Raw genomic sequence first — 20883 nt, 5'->3', positions numbered from 1 at the left:
CCGGTGATCCCGCCACGGACGACCCCGCCCGTCAACACCCGGCAACAGCGGCGCTATCCGCTCCCACGCCGCATCCGTCAGCTCACCACGACCAGCCACAAGATCAATTATCAGACACGACCTAGGACCACCGTGACGATGACCCTTGCCGACCCAGGGCGGCGTCGTTCAGGCGGTGTGTCCGGGCTGGTAGCGCTTCAGGAACTGGGACAGGACCGCGGGGTGGTCGCCGGGGCTGACGCGGAGGCAGGCACGACTCTCGGTGATCATGAGGTGTCGAGTCCCTGATCACCACGACGGAAGACCGTGCCTGCCCGCTCATCATCGCTCATCCCAGCCTCTCTGAGCCAACTCACCGATGCCGTACCGATCGCCCCCGATGCCCTCCCCGGCCTGCTGGCCTGCCTGGCTCAGGTGCCCGACCCCCGGCGGGACCAGGGCCGACGCCATCCGCTCGCTTTCGTTCTGTCCCTGGCCGCGTGCGCGGTCCTGGCCGGAGCGAAGTCCCTGGCCGCGATCGCTGAGTGGGCCGCCGACGCCCCGCCGCACGTCCTGGCCCGGCTCGGTGGCCCCTGCCGGGAGCCGGACCGCGGCCCCGTCGCCCCGGCCGAGGCCACCATGCGCCGTATCCTCCAGCGCATCGACGGTGACGCGCTGGACACGGCCGTTGGAAGCTGGCTCGCCGGACGCGAACGCGCAGGCCAGAAGGAGAACGACAGCGGCCGGCCCCTGCCCTCCCTCGCGGTGGACGGCAAGACCGTGCGCGGCGCCCGCCACACCGACGGCACCCAGGTCCACCTGCTCGCCGCGATGACGGGGACCGGTCTGGTCACCGCCCAGCGCGAGGTGAACGGCAAGACCAACGAGATCACCGTCTTCCAACCCCTGCTTGCCCCGCTCGACCTGCGCGGCACGGTGGTCACCTTCGACGCCCTCCACTCGCAGACCGCCCACGCACGTTTCCTCATCGAGGACAAGCACGCCCACTACATCGCGCTGATCAAGGGCAACCAGCCCACCCTGCACCGGTGGCTGAAGGACCTGCCATGTGGCGGGAAGTACCCCTCCTGGACAAGACCCGGACCACCGCGCACGGCCGCGACGAGATCCGCCGAATCAAGGCCGCAGCCGTCACCGGGATCGCCTTCCCACACGCGGTGCAGGCCGTCCAGATCGTGCGCCGCCGACGGATCCTCGCCACCGGCAAAGTCACCCTGGAACGCGTCTACGGGGTGACCGACCTGACCGCGGAGCAGGCCGGCGCAGCCGAGATCACCCGCCGAGTCCGCGACCACTGGGGCATCGAGAACAAGATCCACCACATCAGGGACACCACCTACGCCGAGGACGCCTCCCGCGTACGCACCGGTACCGCTCCACGTGCCATGGCATCCCTGCGCAACCTGGCCATCGGCGCTCTCCGACTCGCCGACCAGACGAACATTGCTGCTGGACTCCGCCACCACACCCGCGACGCCAACCGTCCGCTGACCACCCTCGGCATCACGTGATCAACCAGGACACATCACCTGAACGACGCGCCCCTGGCCCGGACACACCGCCTGAACGACGCCGCCCTGCCCTGGGCACCTGACCTCGGAAACTCCAAGATCCCCGACAGAGTCAAGCTCAGGGAACTTGATCAAGAATTGTCCGCTGTCGGCGCCGGTCTCCGGAAAGATCCGAACGGGTCCTTGCGTGGGCGATAATGAGACAGGTTCGAGCCATGGCCATTATTCGGTGGCGCGGGATGGTGTCATCTTCTAGGCTGCGGGGTGTCGTCGGGGTGTCGTCGGGGTGTCGTTCATGAAGGTGCACTATTAGCGAATGGAGAGATGCACTAGATGGCCGGCTTAAATACCAGGTTTCCCAAGTACGAAATGATCTCGTCCGGCAAGTATGTAGACCGCATTCCAGAGCTTCGTGAGTTACGCGAGAAAACCCCAATCGCCTGGGTTCCGGTTATTGACGCAGCTTTTCTCACTCGATATGAAGATATCGTCCGAGTGCTGAAAGATCACCGTATGGCTCCGGCCAACCTGACACAGGGCATACGACTGCTGAGCCCCGAACAGCAAGAGGAATTAAAGCCACTGAGCACCGCTGTCAAGAAGTGGATGGGGCACACCGTTCCCGCGGATCATCAGCGGTTCATCGGGTTGCTGAAACGTTATTTCACCCCGGCCATGATCGATCGGATGCGGCCGCGCGTGCGGCAGCTTTCGCATGAACTGCTGGATGCGGTGGAGCCGGCCGGACGCATGGACATCGTTTCCGACATCGCGTATCCGCTGCCCGCGTGCGTCATCGCCGAGATGCTCGGCGTACCCATGGATAACAGGGCGCAACTGCTTGCCTGGTCGGCCGACATCGGGGCGATCGCCGAAATCGTCAGCTATGACCGGCTAATGGAGTGCCAGCGGAGCCTGCTGGCGATGCAGAACTTCGTCCTGGAGGTGCTCAAGGAGCGCCGGGCGGAGCCCAAGGACGATCTGATCAGTATGTTCGTCGCCGCCGAACGCGATGGTCTCGTGAGCGAGGGGGAGATCCTCTCCAACTGCGTGATGCTGCTCTTCTCCGGGCACGAGACCACCGGCGGACTGATCACCAGTGGCTTGGTGCAGCTCTTCGATCACCCTGATCAGCTGGAGCTGCTGAAGTCCGATCCTGACCTGATGCCGGGTGCGGTCGAGGAGATGCTCCGGCTCGCCGGACCGGCTTCGGTGATCACACGGGTCAGTACCGAGCCTGTCGAGGTGGCTGGTCATCAATTCGAAGCGGGGCAGCAGTTCCTCCTGGCGCTGATGGCGGGAAACCGCGACCCGAGGGTATTCGATGACCCGGACCGATTAGATGTCACCCGGCGCCCGAACGACCATCTCGCTTTCGCTACCGGCATGTTCTACTGCCTTGGCGCGGCGCTCGCACGGATGGAGGCGGATGAATTCTTCAGGATTCTGTTGGATCGCTTCCCTGACCTCAACCCCGGATACGAAACTCCTGACTGGCAGCCGGTGCTGCTCATCAGCCGACGCTTGAAGACGCTCCCCGTCAATCTGCGGGGTGCCGACGGAAGCGGTGCTGGCGATGAGTGACGCCGATCGGATAGCGGCCCTGTTGAAGGACCGTGCTGCTGACCAGGTAACAAAGTTCAGCCCTTCGCCGTACGAAACCGGACAGTTCCTGCGGATATCCGAGCGTGCGGACGTGGGCACACCGCAGGTCGACTACTTGCTCGCGACGCAGCGACCGGACGGCCTGTGGGGGTCGGTCGGGTTTGAGCTCGTACCGACGCTGGGCGCGGTGGCGGGTCTGTGCTCGCGGCCGGAATACGCCGACCGGGCCGGAGTGACGGACGCTGTGGCGCGGGCCTGTGAAAAGCTCTGGGAGCTGGCGCTCGGTGAGGGCGAGCTGCCGAGGCTGCCCGACACCGTGGCATCCGAGATCATCGTGCCCAGCCTGATCGATCTGCTGAGCGAGGTGCTGCAGCGCCACCGCCCGGCTGCAGGTGGCAAGGCCGGGTACGAGCAGGAGTTTCCCTGTCCGCTGGACGCGAAGCCTGAGCTGTGGCGCCAGTTGACCGACCGGATCGCCCGGGGGCAGGCCATCCCGAAGACGGCATGGCACACACTCGAGGTGTTCCATCCGTTGCCGAAACAGTTCGCGGCGACGGTAACGCCCGCCCCGGATGGTGCGGTGGCGTGTTCTCCGTCGTCTACAGCGGCCTGGATGTCAGCTGTGGGGACGGAGGCCGGGGCATCGACTCGTGCCTATCTCGATGAAGCGCAGAGCCGCTACGGCGGAGCGATCCCAATGGGAAGTTCCATGCCGTATTTCGAGGCGCTCTGGGTACTCAATCTGGTGCTCAAATACTTCCCGGACGTGCCGATCCCCAGGGAACTCATCGAAGAGATTGCCGCCGGGTTCAGCGATTCGGGTATCGGCGGCGGGCCGGGTCTGCCGCCTGACGGAGACGACACGGCCTACGCCAATCTCGCTGGCGACAAACTCGGCGCCCCCACTCACCCGGAAATCCTAATGAAGTTCTGGGCCGAGGACCACTTCGTTTCGTATCCGACGGAGCAAACACCCTCGGAGACCGTGAACGCGCACGCCCTCGAGTACCTCAATCATCTCAGGATGCGCCGTGGCATCACGGAATACGGCGCCATCGAGGACGTATGTGCCGAGTGGGTAATCTCCCGGCAGACCGAGGACGGCTGCTGGTACGACAAATGGAATGTCTCGCCGTACTACTCCACGGCGGCATGTGTCGAAGCCCTGCTCGACGCCCGAAAGCAGGATGAACCGCAGCTGGATTCGCTGCGTCGCGCCAGGGAATGGCTGCTTCGGCATCAGATGGATTCGGGCGGCTGGGGAATGGCGGAGCCGTCACCCGAGGAAACGGCCTACGCGGTGATGGCGCTCGACCTGTTCGCGATCCATGGCGGCAAGGGCGCCGAGGAGTGTGCGGCAGCGATATCCAGGGCCAAGGACTTCGTCAAGGACGAGTCCAGGGAGAATCCGCCGCTATGGATGGGCAAGGACCTGTACACGCCTTTCCGGATTGTCGAAGTGACGGTGATGTGCGGTCGCGCCGTCGTGAGCAGGTACTGATGCCCGACGCGATCGAGTTCGAGTACGAAGGCCGGCGGAACTCGAATTCGGCGGAGGCCGAATCAGCCTACAGCTCCATCATTGCTGCGCTCGAGCTCCAGGAATCCGACTTCGCCGCGATTTCCGGACAATCGAGGATCGTGGGGGCCGCGGCGCTGGTCTATCCCGATGCGGATGCCGACACCTTGCTGGCGGCTTCGCTGTGGACGGCCTGTCTCATCGTCAACGACGACCGGTGGGACTACGTCCAGGAGGATGGCGGGCGGCTGGCTCCGGGTGAGTGGTTCGACGGGGTGACCGAGGTCGTGGACACCTGGCGAACTGCCGGGCCCCTGTCGGACCCCTTCTTCGAGTTGGTACGGACAACGATGTTCCGGCTCGAAGCAGCGCTCGGCACGGAAGCAGCAGACGAGATCGGCCATGAAATCAAGCGCGCCATCACGGCGATGAAGTGGGAAGGGGTATGGAACGAATACACCAAGAAGACGTCCTTGGCGACGTATTTGAGCTTCCGCCGCGGCTACTGCACGATGGACGTCCAGGTCGTTCTGGACAAGTGGATCAATGGCGGCCGCAGTTTCGCAGCGCTGCGTGACGACCCCATCCGGCGAGCGATCGACGATGTGGTGGTGCGGTTCGGCTGTCTGTCGAACGACTACTACTCGTGGGGCCGGGAGAAGAAGGCGGTCGACAAGTCGAATGCGGTGCGGATCCTGATGGACCACGCCGGCTACGACGAGAGCACCGCGCTGGCCCACATTCGCGATGACTGCGTGCAGGCGATCACCGACCTGGACTGCATCGAGGAATCCATCAAGTGCAGCGGTCATCTCGGCAGCCATGCAAAGGAGTTGCTCGACTACCTCGCATGCCATCGACCGCTGCTCTACGCAGCGGCGATCTGGCCGACGGAGACAGACCGCTACCGCTGAGCGGTGAATCGTACCATCGATCCCCACAAAGAGGGCCATCTCTCCTCACCCTCGGTGTATGGATGAAGGGAAACCTCCTAGCGATGAGCACTGCCACCTCTCCCAGCACCACCGGCGCCGTCACCACCCCCAGAACCGCTACGACTCCGGGTAGGTGTCCCGGCCTGGCTCCGGGTAGCGTTCCGGTGCTCGGGCATCTGCCGATGATCCTGCGGTCCCGTTTCGAGTTCATCGAAACAGTGCGCGAAGCAGGCCCGGTGACGCGGGTCAAGCTGGGCCCGAAGACCGCGTACTTCGTCAACGACTACGAGCTGCTCGCACAGATCCTGGTGAGTGACGCGGACAAGTTCGTGCGCGGCATCCACTTCAAGAAGATGCGGAATATGGTCGGAAACGGTGTGGTCACGACCTCCGGTGACCTGCACCGGCGGCAACGACGGATCATGCTCCCGTCATTCAGCCAGCGCCGGCTGGCCATGCATCTCCCCGTGATGCGGAAGATCATGTCCGAGTTCGTCGCCGCGGTGCCCGAACAGCAGCCCTACGACCTGATGGGGCCGGTCATGGGAGTCGGCTGTGACATCGTGACCTCGACCATGCTCGGCGAGAAGACCCCGCCGGAGGTCCTGCGACTCGTGCGCGAGGCCGTTCCGGTCTTCGTCGAGAACGCCGCGATCCAGGCCGTCGATGTGACCGGCATCTACAAGCACCTGCCGACGAAGTCGAACCGGGACTTCGAAAGACTGCTCAACGCCTTCAACGAGTACATGTACTCGGTCATCGACGACAAGTTCCGTAACGGATCCGGTGAGGAGGCCGGCCTCCTCGACATGCTGATCAACGCCACCGACCCGGAAACCGGCGAGAAGTTCGACCGGACCGAGGTCCGTGACCAGGCCGCGACTATCCTGTTGGCGTCGACGGAGACCACGGCGAACACCATCAGCTGGGCCTGCTACGAACTGGCCCGGCACCCTCGGATCTTCACTGAATGCCGGGTGGAGATCGACGCGCTGGTCAAGGATCGTGACTGGACGGACATAGAGATCGGTCGGCACGATCTGCCGGCGCTCAAGCGGGTGCTGTTCGAGGCGCTGCGCATGTACCCGTCCTCGTATCTCCTCTCGCGGCAGGCGTCGGTGGACACGACGCTGGGCGGCTATGCCATACCGAAGGATGCCGCGATCCTGTACTCGCACTACGGACAGCAGCGGGACGAACGGAACTTTCCGCACGGCGACGAGTTCGACCCCGACCGCTGGCTAGACAAGGATGGTGCCGAGGTCACGGCGTCCGCGTTCATGCCGTTCGGGTTCGGCGCGTACCGCTGCCTCGGCGAAAGCGTGGCGGTGCTGGAGGCGACCTACTGCCTGGCCATGATGATCCACCAGTGGGACTTCGCGCTCAGCGACTACTCGGAGCCGAAGATGAACGCGACGATCACGCTCTCCCCGAAGGACCTGGAGTTCCTGTTCACCAAGCGGACGGAGAAGGGAGCGCACGATGAGTGACCTCGAGGTGCGGGTGGACCGCGACATGTGTGTGGGCTCCGGGCAGTGCCTGATCTCTGCCGCCGACTACTTCGGGCAGGACATCGAAGGGTACGTGGAATTACTGCCGGGCGCCCCGACGGTCGATCTCGCCACAAGCGAAGAAGTGCAGGAAGCGGTCGAGAAGTGCCCCTCCGGAGCGTTGTCCTGGCATAGCCCGGACTAGGGCGCGTTGTGAAAGTCGATCTTGGTCGTGAATGATCATCTGCCGTGGGACGTGGGGATCTGACGAACGACCAGTGGGCCCGGCTTGAACCGCTGCTGCCGCTGGGTAAATAGCCGGGCCCCGTCCACCGGTGTGGACCCGGCGGCAGTTGATAGACGGCATACGGTGCGGTTGAGTAGGGACAAAAGCCACTGTCGCTGCTGGTCAGCGGCATGACAGCCCGCAGTTCCAGCCGGTCTTGGAGGGCATCCGGGTGCCCCGCATCGGTCGAGGCCGACCGCGAACCCGGCCGGACAAGGCCCACGCCGACAAGGCGTACGGCTCCCGCGCGAACCGCACCTACCTGCGCAGACGCGGCATCGGCTGCACCATCCTGGAGAAGGCTGACCAGGTCCGCAACCGAAAGAAACGAGGCTCCCGAGGCGGCCGAGCGCTGAAGTTCGACAAGGCCGATTATAAGGAACGCCACGCGGTGGAGTGCGGGATTAACAAGCTCAAGCGCCACCGGGCCGTGGCGACTCGATACGAGAAGCTCGCCGTCTGTTACGAGGCGGCCGTGCTGGTCGCAGCCATCAACGAGTGACTGTGACCAGCGCTTTCGCAGCACACCCTAGCACGACCTGGTTCCGAGGTCCGGTCGGCCCGAGCTCGACGCCGGGCCAGCCGGACCGGATCCAGGAGACACCGTTACGCCCGCGGATCTTCGCCGCATCGTCCTGTCCATCCCATGGCAAGGGGCACTTCTTGTACACCGATACCGCCGAAACGCTGGAGAGCGCAGTCGATGCGGGCCGCAACCACACCTTGCGGGCAGCCGGAATCGCCACACCTGCACTGCGCGCCACCATCGACACGCTCGGCAGCCGAATACGCCCGATCGTCGGTTACCACTTCGGCTGGCTGGACCTGGCGGGGCAGCCGACGGACCAGGGCAGCGGCAAGATGGTTCGCGCGGCCCTGACCATCCTCGCGGCGGAGGCATGCGGGGGCGATGTCCAGCGGGCGGTGTGTGGCGCCGTCGCGGTCGAGTTGGTGCACAACTTCTCCCTGCTCCACGACGACGTCATGGACGGTGATCTCGAGCGGAGAGGACGCCCCACTGTCTGGGCCACGTTGGGTGTCCCGGCCGCGATTCTGGCCGGCGACGTTCTGCTCGCGCGTGGCTGCGCAGTCCTGGAGGGCGACTCCGAACACCGGATCTGGGCCACCAAGCTACTCACCGAGACGATCGCGACGCTCGCCGAAGGGCAGATGGCGGATGTGGCATTCGAGCACCGCACGACCATCTCGCTGGAGGAGGCGCTGGCCGTCTCTGAGGCGAAGACCGCAGCGCTGCTGAGCTGCGCCTGCGAGCTGGGTGCGGGACTCGCCGGGGGCGGGGCCAAGGCTCGTAAGCGCCTGGCAAAGTTCGGATGGCATCTGGGGGTTGCGTTCCAGCTGGTGGATGACGTCCTGGGCATCTGGGGCGACCCCGCGGCCACCGGCAAGCCGGCTGGTTCCGATCTGCGGAACAGGAAGAAGAGCATCCCGGTGGCCGTGGCGATGAACGGCACCGGCGCAGCCGCCGAGGAGTTGGCCGCGATCTACCGCGGCGCAGAGCCGCTGTCCGACGATATGGCCGACCGCGCCGCCAAGCTGATCGAGTCGGCTGGCGGCCGCGCGTGGACGGAAGCCGAGATCGACCGGCACCGGAGGGGTGCGGCGGATCAGCTGGAGGCTTTGGGCCTCACCGAGGAGCAACGCCGGCCGCTGCTGGCTATGGCCGACTATGTCGCTTTCAGGAACCACTGAAGAACGTTCTGCCTCGCACATTCCTGGATTCCTGACGATGCGGTCTCACCGCGACAACGACATTGGGAGCTGAGTGCGTTGACTCTTCCGACCTCGGTGGAGGAGGGCTCGAAGACCCACCGGGCTCGCGCCGTCGGTACCGGTCGCGCTCATGCCAAGGCCATTCTGCTGGGAGAACACGCGGTCGTGTACGGAACCCCTGCGCTCGCGATGCCCATTCCCCAACTCGCGGTCACGGCAAGCGCAGGATGGTCCAGCCAATCCGCAGAAAGCCGGGGCGATCCGACCTTCACCATGACCGGGTCGGCTTCCCGCGCGGTCACGGCACAGGCCTTGGAGGGTCTGCGACGTCTGACAGCCGCGGTCAAGGCGCGCGTGGGAGTAACCGGCGGACAACACCTCGACGTCAGCCTCAACGGGGCGATTCCGCCCGGCCGCGGGCTCGGCTCCAGCGCCGCGAACGCACGAGCGATCATCCTCGCCTTGGCCGACCTCTTCGGCCGGAAGCTGAGCGAAGGCGAGGTGTTCGACCTGGTACAGGCGGCCGAGAACCTGTCGCACGGCCGGGCCAGCGGCGTCGACGCCATGGCCGTCGGGGCCACCGCCCCGCTCCTCTTCCAGGCGGGCAAGGCACAGGCGCTGGACATCGGCTGCGACGTACTGTTCGTCGTCGCGGACAGCGGAACCGCAGGGAGCACCAAGGAGGCGGTCGAGCTGCTTCGCGCCGGATTCCGGGCTGGGACCGGAAAGGAGGAACGGTTCATGAGCCGTGCCGCGCAACTCGTCGACGATGCCAAGGCCTCCCTCGCCGAGGGCGAACCCGAGGAATTCGGATCATGCCTGACTGAGTATCACGAACTTTTGCGCGGGGCGGGTCTGAGCACCGACCGGATCGATGCACTGGTGGATGCCGCGCTGCAGGCCGACAGCCTGGGCGCCAAGATCACCGGTGGCGGTCTGGGCGGTTGTGTTCTCGCGGTGTCCCGCCCGGAGCGGGCCGGGGAAGTGGCCCGGCAGCTGCACGATGCCGGTGCCGTACACACGTGGGCCGTACAGCTGAGGAGGTCCACTCATGAGCGCTGAACAGCCGTCCGCCCTGCTGTCCGCGCAGCGGACGGACATCGCGACAGCCGTTGCTCAGCCGAACATCGCGCTGATCAAATACTGGGGCAAGAAGGACGAGCACCTGTTCCTGCCCCGTACCGACAGCCTGGCGATGACTCTGGATATCTTCCCGACGACCACCCGTGTCCAGCTCGCACCCGGCGCCGGGCAGGACACGGTGGCCTTCAACAGCGAGCCCGCGACGGGAGAGGCTGAGCGGCGCATCACCGCATTCCTCCGGCTGGTGCGGGAGCGGTCAGGGCGCACCGAACGGGCCCACGTCGACACGGAGAACACCGTCCCCACCGAGGCCGGCCTGGCCTCTTCGGCCAGCGGTTTCGCTGCCCTCGCCGTCGCCGCCGCCGCGGCGTACGGGCTCGATCTCGACGCACGGGGCCTGTCCCAGCTGGCCCGACGCGGCTCCGGGTCGGCCTCTCGGTCGATCTTTGATGGGTTCGCCGTATGGCACGCCGGCCACGCCGGCGGCACTCCCGAGGAGGCCGATCTCAGCTCGTACGCCGAACCGGTGCCGGCCGTGGACCTGGAACCGGCGCTGGTGGTCGCGGTGGTCAGCTCCGCCCCCAAGGCGGTGTCCAGTCGGGAGGCCATGCGGAGGACCGTGGACACCTCACCACTGTACGAGTCGTGGGCGGTGTCCAGCCGGGCCGACCTGGCGGATATGCGAGCCGCGCTCGCCCGCGGCGACCTGCCAGCGGTGGGCGAGATTGCGGAGCGTAACGCCCTCGGCATGCACGCCACCATGCTGGCCGCACGCCCCGCCGTGTGCTACCTGTCACCGGCCTCGCTCGCCGTCCTCGAGAGCGTTCTGCAGTTGCGGCGGGATGGCGTGCCGGCCTACGCGACGATGGATGCCGGTCCCAATGTGAAGGTGCTCTGCCCACGTTCGGACGCCGAGCGGGTCTCGGAAGCCCTGCGCGCCGCCGCGCCGGTCGGAGCGGTGCACATCGCCGGTCCGGGGCGGGGTGCCCGTCTGGTGGCGGAGGAATGCCGGTGACCGGCCCGCGCACGGTGACCCGGCGCGCTCCGGGCAAGCTTTTCGTCGCGGGTGAATACGCTGTGGTGGAACCGGGCAACCAGGCGATCCTGGTGGCAGTTGACCGGTACATCACCGTCACCGTGTCCGACGGCGCCGCACCCGGTGTCGTCGTCTCCTCCGACATCGGAGCCGGCCCGGTGCACCACCCTTGGCAGGAAGGACGGCTGACAGGCGGTACGGGCACACCGCATGTGGTGGCGGCGGTCGAGACCGTAGCCCGCCTTCTGGCCGAACGCGGCCGGTCCGTCCCGCCGTTGTTGGTGTCGATCAGCAGCACGCTGCACGAGGACGGCCGGAAGTTCGGACTGGGCTCCAGCGGCGCGGTGACCGTGGCGGCGGTCAGTGCCGTCGCAGCCCATTGCGGATTGGAACTCACCGCCGAAGAAAGCTTCCGGACGGCGCTGATCGCCTCCGCCCATATCGACCCCAAGGGATCCGGCGGAGACATCGCCACCAGCACCTGGGGCGGCTGGATCGCCTACCGGGCGCCCGACCGGTACGTCGTAATCGACTTGGCCCGCCGTCAGGGAGTCGAAGAGGCACTCCGGGCGCCGTGGCCGGGCTTCTCCGTACGGCGGCTTTCGCCGCCCCGGAACCTTTGCCTTGAGGTCGGCTGGACCGGCAACCCCGTGTCCACCACGTCCCTCGTGACAGATCTGCAGCGGCGCACCTGGCGGGGCAGCCCCGCGTACCGGAAATACGTGGGGGCGACCGGCGAGCTCGTGCACGCCGCAGTCATCGCGCTGGAGGACGGCGATACCGAGGGCCTGTTGCGGCAGGTCCGGCGGGCCCGTCAAGAGCTGGTCCACCTCGACGACGAGGTCCGCCTCGGCATCTTCACCCCCGAACTGACGGCCCTCTGCGCCATCGCCGAACGCGTCGGAGGCGCCGCCAAGCCCTCGGGGGCCGGGGGCGGCGACTGCGGCATCGCGCTGCTGGACGCCGAGGCCCGCTACGACCGCTCACCGTTGCACAGGCAATGGGCTGCGGCCGGGGTGCTGCCGCTACCGGTGTCTCCCGCCACGGAAGGAGTCGAGGAATGAGCAGCGCCCAGCGCAAGGACGACCATGTCCGGCTCGCCACGGAGCAGCAGCGCGCGCACAGCGGACGCAACCAGTTCGACGACGTGTCGTTCGTCCACCACGCCCTCGCCGGAATCGACCGGCCGGACGTCCGCCTGGCCACGACGTTCGCCGACATCACCTGGCAACTGCCGTTGTATATCAACGCGATGACGGGCGGCAGCACCAAGACCGGCGCCATCAACCGGGATCTGGCCATCGCCGCCCGGGAGACAGGCACCGCCATCGCGTCCGGGTCCATGCACGCCTACTTCAAGGACCCCTCCTGCGCGGACACCTTCCGCGTGCTGCGCACCGAGAACCCCGACGGTTTCGTGATGGCGAACGTCAACGCGACCGCGTCCGTCGACAATGCCCGCCGTGCCATCGACCTGATCGAGGGGAACGCCCTGCAGATCCACCTGAACACGGCGCAGGAGACGCCCATGCCGGAAGGCGACAGGTCGTTCGGGTCGTGGCCGGCCCAGATCGCGAACATCACGGCGGCCGTCGACGTCCCTGTGATCGTCAAGGAGGTCGGCAACGGGCTCAGCAGGCAGACCCTCCTGGCGCTGCCGGATCTGGGGGTACGGGTCGCCGACGTCAGCGGCCGCGGCGGCACTGACTTCGCCCGTATCGAGAATAGCCGACGCGCCCTGGACGACTACGCCTTCCTGCACGGCTGGGGGCAGTCCACCCCGGCCTGTCTGCTGGACGCTCAGGACATCGGCTTCCCCCTGCTGGCCTCCGGTGGGATCCGCAACCCGCTCGACGTCGCCCGCGCGCTCGCGCTCGGCGCCGGCGCCGTGGGCTCCTCGGGCGTATTCCTGCGCACGCTGATCGACGGGGGCGTACCCGCCTTGATCGCACAGATCTCCACCTGGCTGGACCAGCTCGCCGCGCTGCAGACCATGCTCGGTGCGCGGACCCCCGCCGACCTCACCCGCTGCGATGTGCTGATCCACGGCCCGCTCCGGTCCTTCTGCACGGACCGAGGCATAGACATCCGGCGGTTCGCCCAGCGCAGCAGCTCCGCCGACATCCGTTCCGAAATGACAGGAAGCACACGATGACCGAAGCGCACGCCACCGCCGGCGTCCCGATGAGGTGGGTGGGGCCCGTCCGCATCTCGGGAAATGTCGCCACCACCGAAACCCAGGTACCGCTGGCCACGTACGAGTCTCCGCTCTGGCCTTCGGTCGGCCGCGGCGCGAAGGTGTCCCGGCTGACCGAGAAGGGCATCGTCGCCACGCTCGTCGACGAGCGCATGACCCGTTCCGTGCTCGTCGAGGCGACCGACGCGCTCACCGCACTCTCCGCGGCACGGACCATCGAGGCCCGCATCGACGAGCTGCGCGAGCTGGTACGCAGCTGCAGCCGGTTCGCCCAGCTGATCGGCATCCAGCATGAGATCACTGGAAACCTGCTGTTCATCCGGTTCGAGTTCAGCACCGGTGACGCCTCCGGGCACAACATGGCGACCCTGGCTTCCGACGTGCTCCTCCAACACCTACTGGAAACGGTTCCCGGCATCTCCTACGGGTCGATCTCCGGGAACTACTGCACGGACAAGAAGGCCACCGCCATCAACGGCATCCTGGGCCGCGGCAAGAATGTCGTCACCGAGCTGCTCGTGCCGCGTGACGTGGTGGCCGACATCCTGCACACCAGCGCCGCGAAGATCGCCGAGCTGAACCTCCGCAAGAACCTGCTCGGGACCCTTCTCGCAGGCGGCATCCGTTCGGCGAACGCCCACTACGCGAATATGCTGCTCGCGTTCTATCTAGCAACCGGTCAGGACGCGGCGAACATCGTCGAGGGCTCCCAGGGCGTCGTCACCGCCGAGGACCGCGACGGCGACCTGTACTTTGCCTGCACACTGCCGAACCTCATCGTCGGCACGGTCGGCAACGGCAAGGGCCTGGGCTTCGTGGAGACCAACCTGAACCGGCTCGGCTGCCGTGCGGCCCGCGAGCCCGGCGAGAACGCCCGCCGGCTCGCCGTCATTGCGGCAGCCACGGTGCTCTGCGGGGAGCTGTCGCTGCTCGCGGCGCAGACCAACCCCGGCGAACTGATGCGTGCGCATGTCCAACTGGAACGAGACCACAAGACCGCAAAGGCTGTCTAGCCTCGATCTTTCGCGCGCCCAGCAGACTCGGAGGTCTTCGTGATGTAGCTGATCTTGAGTCGTAAACTTGTTGTCGCCTGCCGGTGGAAGTCCGATCCGGGCAGCTGCCAGGAGGCCCGGTAGCGGACTGGCGGCGTCGGGGGGAAACGCCCGGCGTCGAAGCCCAGTGTCAAAAGCCCTGTAAGGGGGAGCAAAACAGCGGTCCGTAGCATCACGCGAAGCCTGCGGTCGTTAGGGACTGTAGGATGTTCGGCTCTGTATCGCTTCCGGGGGTGACAGAGCCGCTCGTTTGACAGACCCCGGCGAGGATGATGTCGCGCCCCGACGATCACCATGGGGCGGACACCGCGAGCCCCCCGCCGGGGGCTCGCGGGCTTCCCGGCGTTCCGCGGGCGGCGCGTCGGCGTCCCCCGGAGGCGGGGCGCGCGAGCGCCGGGGCGACATCGGCCGTGGCGTGACCGGACCATCACGCACAGTGGAGATAATCTTTGCGTGAGCACCATCGAACGACCCATGCCACCGCTGAACGCCAACGAGCGTTCCACCCTGGAGAGCTGGCTCGACTTCCACCGCGCCACCCTTGCCCTGAAATGCGAGGGCCTGAACGACGAACAGGCCCTCGCGACGCCTGTGCCGCCGTCCGGTTTCACATTTACCGGCCTGGTGCAGCACATGGCGGAAGTCGAGCGGAACTGGTTCCGCCGGGTGCTGGCCGGAGAAGAGGTGCGGCCCATCTATGATCCGCAGGCCGATCCGAGCGGCCCTGACGGCGGATTCGAGGTCACCGACGGCGCCAGCTTGCGCGATGCCCTTGCCACCTGGCGCGAGGAGATCAGCCGGGCCCGCGAGCACTGTGCGAGCCGTGGGCTGGTGGACACCGGTCGCTTCAGGGGGCAGGACGTCAGCCTCCGGTGGATCTACGTCCACATGATCGAGGAGTACGCCCGGCACAACGGCCACGCGGACCTGCTACGGGAGCGTATCGACGGCGTGACCGGCGTATGACACCGAGGCCGGCGGGCGGGCCAGCCTCCCCCGCCGGCGACGGGGAGGGACGACCCACTGCGACCGCACAGGAGTCGGCCGCTCGCACGGGTGAGTGTTGGCGAGAAGGTAATCGGACTGCCAGGCCATCAGATCAAGACAACTCCCCTCGTCCGCCTGGGGTACGCGCGGTCGACCCGCCGGGGGGACGGTAGCGTCGTGCACGCCGACGGCGGGCCCTGCGGGACGCCTCGAACGGATGGGAAGAGCGGCAATGGTCGAGCGGATCTGGCTGGACGTGGCCTACGCGGAGAAGGACTGGGCCAAGCAGGCCGGTGCTCGGTGGGACCCGGCCGCCCGACGCTGGTACGCGCCACGCGCAGGGATGCCGGCGCTGCAACCCTGGGCCGCTGCTTCCGACGTGCCCGAGCTGCTGCCCGGCGAGGACCGGGGGCTGGGCTCGGGCCTGTTCGTCGACCTGATCCCCTCCAGTTGCTGGTTTACCAACGTCCGCTCCTGCGTGGCTCCGAAGGACTGGGAACGGCTGCGGCGGATGATCACCCGACGGGCGGGGATGCGCTGCGAGGCGTGCGGCGCTGGCGAGGAACGGACCACCAGACGGTGGCTGGAGGCCCATGAGCGATGGGTGTACGACGACGCCTTACGGGTCCAGCGCCTCAGGCGGCTGATCTGTCTGTGCACGGATTGTCATACCGTCACCCACTTCGGGTACGCCCAGGTTCGCGGCCTGGAGGCACAGGCTTTCGCTCATCTGGTCAAGGTAACCGCGATGACCCTTGCGGCCGCCTCACGGCACATCGAGACGGCCTTTGCGCTGTAGGAGCGCAGGTCTTGTCGTCACCTGGCAGTTGGACCTGAGTATGCTCACCGAGGCTGGGATCACCGTGGGGCGGACCCCCGAGGCGGACAAGCGTCCCGGTGCGGCCGAGGCGCGACTCGCTGCGGAACGCGGTCCCCTGGTGACCGGACGCGTGCACGCCGGCCGTCCGCCGACCGCCCCGGCGCCCCCGTCCCGTCCCCGCGCGAGGGGTCGGGCAGCGCGCCGCAGCGCCGGTTCCGTGGGTGAGGCGTCACAGACACCCCGCCATCCCGGGCCGGACACCCGCCGTCGCGGGCACCGGCCCTCGGCGGCCGCATTCAGTAGTGCACCCAATATTGGAGATATGACCGTGAACGAGCAGGTTTCCACCGTCGGCACACCGCAGACGTCAGGGTTGGTGACACGACGGCCGTTAGTACTGGCGCTCCTCGTCGTCTGCCAGTTGATGCTCGTCATCGACACCACGGTGCTGAACGTGGCGCTGCCGCACATTCAGCATGATCTCGGGTTCACTTCGACCGGACTGTCCTGGGTGGTGAACGCCTACACTCTGGTCTTCGGCGGCCTCCTGCTCCTGGGCAGCAGGGTCGGGGACCTGTGCGGCCGGCGCCAGGTCTTCGTGGCGGGGATCACGATCTTCACCCTGAGTTCGCTGGCCGCGGGCCTGGCCGACTCCGCCACGGTGCTGATAGCCGCCCGGGTCGCCCAGGCGGTCGGCGCCGCCGCCGCCGGCCCCAACGCGCTCGCCCTCATCACCACGACGTTCACCAAGCCGGAGGACCGGGTCTGGTCCCTCGGGTGGTTCTCCGCGGTCGCCAGTGGCGGCTTCCCGATCGGGCTGATGCTCGGCGGAGTGCTGACCGACCTGATGTCCTGGCGCGCCACGATGTTTATCAACGTACCCATCGGGATCGCTGCCCTCGTGCTGGCGCCGCGGCTCGTCCCCGTCCCGGAGCGTCATCGGGCGCAGCTCGACCTGCCGGGGGCGAGTGCCGCGACCGGTGGGGTGGCGGCTCTGGTCTTCGGCCTCATCCGCGCCGCGGAGCACGGTTGGAACGATGGCCCGACCATCGCCGTGCTGGTCGTCGGTGTGGTGCTCGTCGCGGCGTTCCTGACGATCGAGTCGCGCACTGGGCAGCCCCTCATGCCGCTGCGCCTCTTCACCGACCGGAACCGCGGCGCTGCCTACTCGATCATGCTCCTGATGCCCATGGTGACGATCTCGACGTTCTTCTTCCTCACCCAGTTCCTGCAGAACGTGCTGGGGTGGAACGCCTTTGCCACCGGCTTCGCATTCCTGGCGATGGCGCTCGGCCTCGTCATCACGAGCCGCTCGACGACGTGGCTGCTGCCGCGGTTCGGCCCGAAGCGGCTGGTCATCACCGGCACCGTGCTGATTGTGCTTGGTATGGCGGTCCTCACCCGGCTGTCGACCACTACCGGGTACTTTCCGGGCCTGTTGGTGCCGCTGGTGCTGCTGGGGGTGGGGACCGGGCTCACCTTCTCCTCGGCCAACGTCGTCATCATGTCGACCGTGGAGGCACGGGACGCCGGTGCGGCGGGGGGAACTCTGCAGACCATGCAGGAACTGGGCTCCTCCCTCGGGCTCGCCGTGCTCATCACGGTCTTCGGCTTTGCGACGGGCCATGCCCACTCCCCCTCGCACGCCCTCCTCGTCACGGGCATGACCAGGGCCTTCGCCGCCGCAGCGATCTTCGCCGCCTGCGCCTTCGGCGTGGCGTTCAGCTTCCGCAGCACGCCGCACTCCGACGCCTGACGGAGGAACACCTCGTCGTCCGCCGCTCCGAGCCGCCAGCGGCCGCACCCCTTACAAGGGTGCGGCTGCTGGCGTTTCCCGCCACCGGGCCGGCGCGGCTCGACGGCGAACCGGGCCGGGCCGCCGACGCCGGCTCCGGTGTCGGGGCGCAGCGTGTTTTCCGTGCTCATGCCACAGCCGGGGTGGGGTCTGTCAAACGAGCGGCTCTGTCTCGCTTCCGGTGGTCACAGAGCGCGAGAACTGGGCGCCCCGTCTCACAGGGAGTGCGTCCGGTTCCCTGACCTCGGTACTCTGCGGCAGACAGCGGCGTATCGAAGGCGCCGAGGTTGTCGTGCCGGTCTCTCAGGGACAGAAGCCGGCCTTGCTGGCCGCGGTCGGAGAACGACTGTCGCGATGCGCTTACCCGCGGTTTCTGAGCGATGGCCTGGCCACCATCCCCGTGACTGGCTGTCATCACCGAATGTGAGACAGAGTCAAATGAGCGGTGCAACTGGAGTTATTGGGGTTACTGACGGGCTGCCGACAGACGGCCCCTGTCTGTCAGACTCCGGTGAGACCCAGAAGGTATACATCTCTTTGATCTGATGCAGGGCGAGACAGGACCAGGACCACCGTGACGATGACCCTTGCCGACCAGACCGTGATGGCACGGCAGGATGGTCGGGTGAACGACGAACCCGCCGACAAGCCGGCCCGGCCCAAGCGACGGAGCTTCACCGCCGGGTACAAGGCGCGGATCCTCGCCGCCTACGACGCCCTGCCCGACGGCAGCCCGGAACGCGGGGTGCTGCTGCGTAAGGAGAAGCTGTACCACTCGCATATCGAGCACTGGCGCAAGCAGGCGCGAGAAGGAACCCTCCCCGCGTCCTCCGGAAAGGTCCACCGAAGTTCCGAGGCGGAGGAGCTGGCGCGGCTGCGTGCGGAGAACGCCCGGATCAAGGCGGATGCCGAGAAACTCGTCTCCCGCAACGAAAGACTCTCCGGTGAACTGGACAAGACCAGGACGGCACTGGAGATCGCGGGGAAAGCTTTCGCGCTGCTTCAGGACGTGTCCGGCAGCGCGGACTCCGAGAAGAAGTAACGGCTGTCCAGGATGCATTCCTGCCAGGCATGGAGAAGGCAGTCGGCACGGTCACGGCCTGCCGGATCCTGGGCGTCTCCCGGGCCACGCTGCACCGGCGGCGGAACCCGAAACCGCCCACGGCCGGGGAACGCCGGCCGTTCCACCATCCCGCGCAGCTGTCCGAGGACGAGCGCCACACCGTGCTGGAGCTCCTCGCCTCGCCCCGCTTTGTGGACAAGTCACCGGGCCAGGTGTGGGCCACCCTGCTGGACGAGGGCCTCTACCTGTGCTCACAGGCCACCATGTACCGGCTCCTGCGCGAGGCCGGCCAGACCGGCGAACGCCGCGCCCAGGCCCGCCATCCGGCGAAGAAAAAACCCGAACTCCAGGCCCGGGGGCCCAGGAGGTCTGGTCGTGGGACATCACGAAACTGAAAGGACCCGCCCGCGGCGTCTACTACCAGCTGTACGTCATGCTGGACATCTTCTCCCGCAAGGTCGTGCACTTCGAGATATGGCCCACCGAGACCGGAACCCTGGCCAAAGAATTCATCGAGCACGCTATCACCGCGAACGGCGGGGTGCCGCCTCGGGCGATCCATGCCGACCGCGGAACGTCGATGACCTCCAACACCGTGTCCGGACTCCTCGCCGTACTCGGCATCGAACAGTCACACTCCCGCCCCCGCATATCGAACGACAACCCTTATTCGGAAGCCAACTTCAAAACCCTCAAATACTGTCCAGCATTCCCCGGAACCTTCGGATCCATCGAGGACGCGAACACGTTCTGCGAACACTTCTTCCGCTATTACAACTTCCAGCACCGCCATTCCGGAATCGGCTGGCACACCCCGGCCTCGGTCCATGACGGCAGCGCCCACGCCGTCCAGGCCCGCCGGGCGGACGTCCTGCACGCGGCCTACCGCGCCCACCCCGAACGCTTCCACCGCCGCCCCGTCCCGCCACCCCTGCCGGAGCGCGTGTGGATCAACCCGCCCACCGCCGAATCCACTGACGAAACATCACCACAGACCGCACAAGCAGCCTGACGTCTCAGTCGGATTGACAGCTACCGGGCCGTCGAAGGTGATGTCGAAGGCGTTCAGGGCGGTCTTCCAGCGCATGGTCCAGCGGGCCTGGCCCTTGCCGGTCGGGTCCAGCGACATGATCGCCATGTAAACGCACTTCAACGCGGCCTGCTCGTTCGGGAAGCGTCCGCGGGCCTTGACCGCCCGCCGGATCCTGGCGTTCACGGACTCGAACGCGTTCGTGGTGCAGACGATGCGGCGGATCTCGGCGTCGAATCGGAGGAACGGCGTGAACTCTCCCCCAGACTCCGTCCGGGGGCACCCCCACCCAGGCGTTCTCCCACAGCCGCACGATTGCCGGATACTTCCGGCCCCACGTCTCGGCGAACTCGGCGAACCGCTCGAGCGCGGGGCCTGAGCTTCCCCCGTTGTGTGGGAGGTGCTGACCTAGCTGATCAGAGCGGGCAGGGTTCGTCGCATGATCGCGTTCTGTCCGGGTTCATCCGGCGAGGCCGAGGGCGGTCAGGGGTCTGCGGCAGTCGCGGGCGGCGTGACGTAGGGCGGCGGCGATGTTGGTGTGGCCGTCCTGGCGGTGGACGCCGATGGCGAGGTTGCGCAGGCCGGCCATGACCCGGGGAAGACGGCCGGTGCGGATCGTGGAGTCGTCCTCGCGGAAGGTGCGGTCGCGGACGTGGTGCAGCAGGTTTTCGATCTTCCAATGGCCTCTGATCCAGGCGGCGAGCCGGGCGCCGGTAACCGTGCCGGGCGGCAGGCTGGTGATC

The 20883-nt window shown here is 67.0% G+C and carries 21 protein-coding genes and 2 pseudogenes; 20 read left to right on the top strand and 3 right to left on the bottom strand.

Annotated features, from left to right (window positions below; genetic code table 11):
- Positions 1-99, bottom strand: a 99-nt coding sequence (locus tag LJ221_RS23765; RefSeq protein ID WP_374228445.1) for a transposase, incomplete at its 3' end; no start/stop codon positions are given.
- Positions 100-306: 207 nt separating this feature from the next.
- Here LJ221_RS23765 and LJ221_RS15620 point away from each other — a divergent pair.
- From LJ221_RS15620 to LJ221_RS15530, 20 genes are all read left to right on the top strand, one after another.
- Positions 307-1236 carry an ISAs1 family transposase gene (locus LJ221_RS15620; RefSeq protein WP_308314791.1) on the top strand — a complete coding sequence of 310 codons (930 nt, stop codon included), beginning with the start codon at positions 307-309 and terminating at the stop codon, positions 1234-1236.
- Positions 1233-1511 (top strand): hypothetical protein, encoded by a 279-nt coding sequence (locus LJ221_RS23760; RefSeq protein ID WP_308314790.1) that lies wholly within the window; start codon positions 1233-1235, stop codon positions 1509-1511. Before LJ221_RS15620 ends, LJ221_RS23760 begins: the two co-directional genes overlap by 4 nt.
- A gap of 333 nt (positions 1512-1844) precedes the next feature.
- Positions 1845-3095: a cytochrome P450 gene (locus LJ221_RS15615; RefSeq protein ID WP_241717343.1), complete on the top strand. Its 1251-nt coding sequence runs from the start codon at positions 1845-1847 to the stop codon at positions 3093-3095.
- Positions 3064-4617, top strand: a complete 1554-nt coding sequence (locus tag LJ221_RS23755) for a prenyltransferase/squalene oxidase repeat-containing protein (RefSeq protein WP_241717342.1) — start codon at positions 3064-3066, stop codon at positions 4615-4617. Before LJ221_RS15615 ends, LJ221_RS23755 begins: the two co-directional genes overlap by 32 nt.
- The gene (locus tag LJ221_RS15605; RefSeq protein ID WP_241717341.1) at positions 4617-5549 is read left to right on the top strand and encodes a hypothetical protein; all 933 of its coding nucleotides are present in this window, start codon (positions 4617-4619) and stop codon (positions 5547-5549) included. The genes LJ221_RS23755 and LJ221_RS15605 overlap by 1 nt, the downstream gene beginning before the upstream one ends.
- A gap of 83 nt (positions 5550-5632) precedes the next feature.
- Complete coding sequence (locus LJ221_RS15600; protein ID WP_241717340.1) at positions 5633-7060, top strand: cytochrome P450; 1428 nt, start codon at positions 5633-5635, stop codon at positions 7058-7060.
- Positions 7053-7265 carry a ferredoxin gene (locus LJ221_RS15595; RefSeq protein ID WP_241717339.1) on the top strand — a complete coding sequence of 71 codons (213 nt, stop codon included), beginning with the start codon at positions 7053-7055 and terminating at the stop codon, positions 7263-7265. Before LJ221_RS15600 ends, LJ221_RS15595 begins: the two co-directional genes overlap by 8 nt.
- A gap of 253 nt (positions 7266-7518) precedes the next feature.
- On the top strand, positions 7519-7848 hold the full coding sequence (locus tag LJ221_RS15590) for a hypothetical protein (RefSeq protein WP_374228468.1): 330 nt from the start codon (positions 7519-7521) through the stop codon (positions 7846-7848).
- A gap of 161 nt (positions 7849-8009) precedes the next feature.
- On the top strand, positions 8010-9056 hold the full coding sequence (locus LJ221_RS15585; protein WP_241717338.1) for a polyprenyl synthetase family protein: 1047 nt from the start codon (positions 8010-8012) through the stop codon (positions 9054-9056).
- Between the two features lie 78 nt (positions 9057-9134).
- On the top strand, positions 9135-10139 hold the full coding sequence (mvk, locus tag LJ221_RS15580) for a mevalonate kinase (RefSeq protein ID WP_241717337.1): 1005 nt from the start codon (positions 9135-9137) through the stop codon (positions 10137-10139).
- Complete coding sequence (mvaD, locus tag LJ221_RS15575; RefSeq protein ID WP_241717336.1) at positions 10129-11175, top strand: diphosphomevalonate decarboxylase; 1047 nt, start codon at positions 10129-10131, stop codon at positions 11173-11175. Before mvk ends, mvaD begins: the two co-directional genes overlap by 11 nt.
- Positions 11172-12260, top strand: a complete 1089-nt coding sequence (locus tag LJ221_RS15570; RefSeq protein WP_241717335.1) for a phosphomevalonate kinase — start codon at positions 11172-11174, stop codon at positions 12258-12260. Before mvaD ends, LJ221_RS15570 begins: the two co-directional genes overlap by 4 nt.
- The gene (fni, locus tag LJ221_RS15565) at positions 12257-13351 is read left to right on the top strand and encodes a type 2 isopentenyl-diphosphate Delta-isomerase (RefSeq protein ID WP_241717334.1); all 1095 of its coding nucleotides are present in this window, start codon (positions 12257-12259) and stop codon (positions 13349-13351) included. The genes LJ221_RS15570 and fni overlap by 4 nt, the downstream gene beginning before the upstream one ends.
- Positions 13348-14406: a hydroxymethylglutaryl-CoA reductase gene (locus tag LJ221_RS15560; RefSeq protein ID WP_241717333.1), complete on the top strand. Its 1059-nt coding sequence runs from the start codon at positions 13348-13350 to the stop codon at positions 14404-14406. Before fni ends, LJ221_RS15560 begins: the two co-directional genes overlap by 4 nt.
- 492 nt (positions 14407-14898) lie before the next feature.
- Positions 14899-15411: a DinB family protein gene (locus LJ221_RS15555; RefSeq protein WP_241717332.1), complete on the top strand. Its 513-nt coding sequence runs from the start codon at positions 14899-14901 to the stop codon at positions 15409-15411.
- A 238-nt stretch (positions 15412-15649) separates the two neighbouring features.
- Complete coding sequence (locus tag LJ221_RS15550; protein ID WP_241717331.1) at positions 15650-16231, top strand: DUF5710 domain-containing protein; 582 nt, start codon at positions 15650-15652, stop codon at positions 16229-16231.
- A gap of 343 nt (positions 16232-16574) precedes the next feature.
- Positions 16575-18008, top strand: coding sequence for an MFS transporter (locus tag LJ221_RS15545; protein ID WP_241717330.1), 1434 nt, complete (start codon positions 16575-16577; stop codon positions 18006-18008).
- A 613-nt stretch (positions 18009-18621) separates the two neighbouring features.
- The gene (locus LJ221_RS15540; protein WP_241717329.1) at positions 18622-19089 is read left to right on the top strand and encodes a hypothetical protein; all 468 of its coding nucleotides are present in this window, start codon (positions 18622-18624) and stop codon (positions 19087-19089) included.
- Between the two features lie 29 nt (positions 19090-19118).
- A complete protein-coding gene (locus LJ221_RS15535; protein WP_241717328.1) occupies positions 19119-19505 on the top strand; it encodes a hypothetical protein in 387 nt (128 codons plus the stop codon).
- Positions 19493-20122: a DDE-type integrase/transposase/recombinase gene (locus tag LJ221_RS15530; protein WP_241717344.1), complete on the top strand. Its 630-nt coding sequence runs from the start codon at positions 19493-19495 to the stop codon at positions 20120-20122. Before LJ221_RS15535 ends, LJ221_RS15530 begins: the two co-directional genes overlap by 13 nt.
- Here the strand turns inward: LJ221_RS15530 and LJ221_RS15525 are convergent.
- Positions 20096-20513 (bottom strand): annotated as a pseudogene (locus LJ221_RS15525) (transposase); the annotation flags it as partial. The gene LJ221_RS15530 and the pseudogene LJ221_RS15525 sit on opposite strands and share 27 nt — an antisense overlap.
- Before the next feature lie 87 nt (positions 20514-20600).
- A pseudogene (locus tag LJ221_RS15520) lies at positions 20601-20883 on the bottom strand (ISAs1 family transposase); the annotation flags it as partial.

The sequence above is a fragment of the Streptomyces sp. CNQ085 genome (assembly GCF_022614595.1).
In the GTDB taxonomy this organism is placed as follows: domain Bacteria; phylum Actinomycetota; class Actinomycetes; order Streptomycetales; family Streptomycetaceae; genus Streptomyces.
This window is presented reverse-complemented; position numbering and strand designations above follow the sequence as displayed.

Excerpts from the sequence above, each read along its gene's own strand:
- fni (WP_241717334.1), top strand. The coding sequence starts at position 12,257 with ATGAGCAGCGCCCAGCGCAAGGACGACCATGTCCGGCTCGCCACGGAG.
- LJ221_RS15615 (WP_241717343.1), top strand. The coding sequence starts at position 1,845 with ATGGCCGGCTTAAATACCAGGTTTCCCAAGTACGAAATGATCTCGTCC.
- LJ221_RS15550 (WP_241717331.1), top strand. The coding sequence starts at position 15,650 with ATGGGAAGAGCGGCAATGGTCGAGCGGATCTGGCTGGACGTGGCCTAC.
- LJ221_RS15605 (WP_241717341.1), top strand. The coding sequence starts at position 4,617 with ATGCCCGACGCGATCGAGTTCGAGTACGAAGGCCGGCGGAACTCGAAT.
- LJ221_RS15595 (WP_241717339.1), top strand. The coding sequence starts at position 7,053 with ATGAGTGACCTCGAGGTGCGGGTGGACCGCGACATGTGTGTGGGCTCC.
- LJ221_RS15545 (WP_241717330.1), top strand. The coding sequence starts at position 16,575 with ATGACCGTGAACGAGCAGGTTTCCACCGTCGGCACACCGCAGACGTCA.
- LJ221_RS15560 (WP_241717333.1), top strand. The coding sequence starts at position 13,348 with ATGACCGAAGCGCACGCCACCGCCGGCGTCCCGATGAGGTGGGTGGGG.
- LJ221_RS15535 (WP_241717328.1), top strand. The coding sequence starts at position 19,119 with ATGGAGAAGGCAGTCGGCACGGTCACGGCCTGCCGGATCCTGGGCGTC.
- LJ221_RS15600 (WP_241717340.1), top strand. The coding sequence starts at position 5,633 with ATGAGCACTGCCACCTCTCCCAGCACCACCGGCGCCGTCACCACCCCC.
- mvaD (WP_241717336.1), top strand. The coding sequence starts at position 10,129 with ATGAGCGCTGAACAGCCGTCCGCCCTGCTGTCCGCGCAGCGGACGGAC.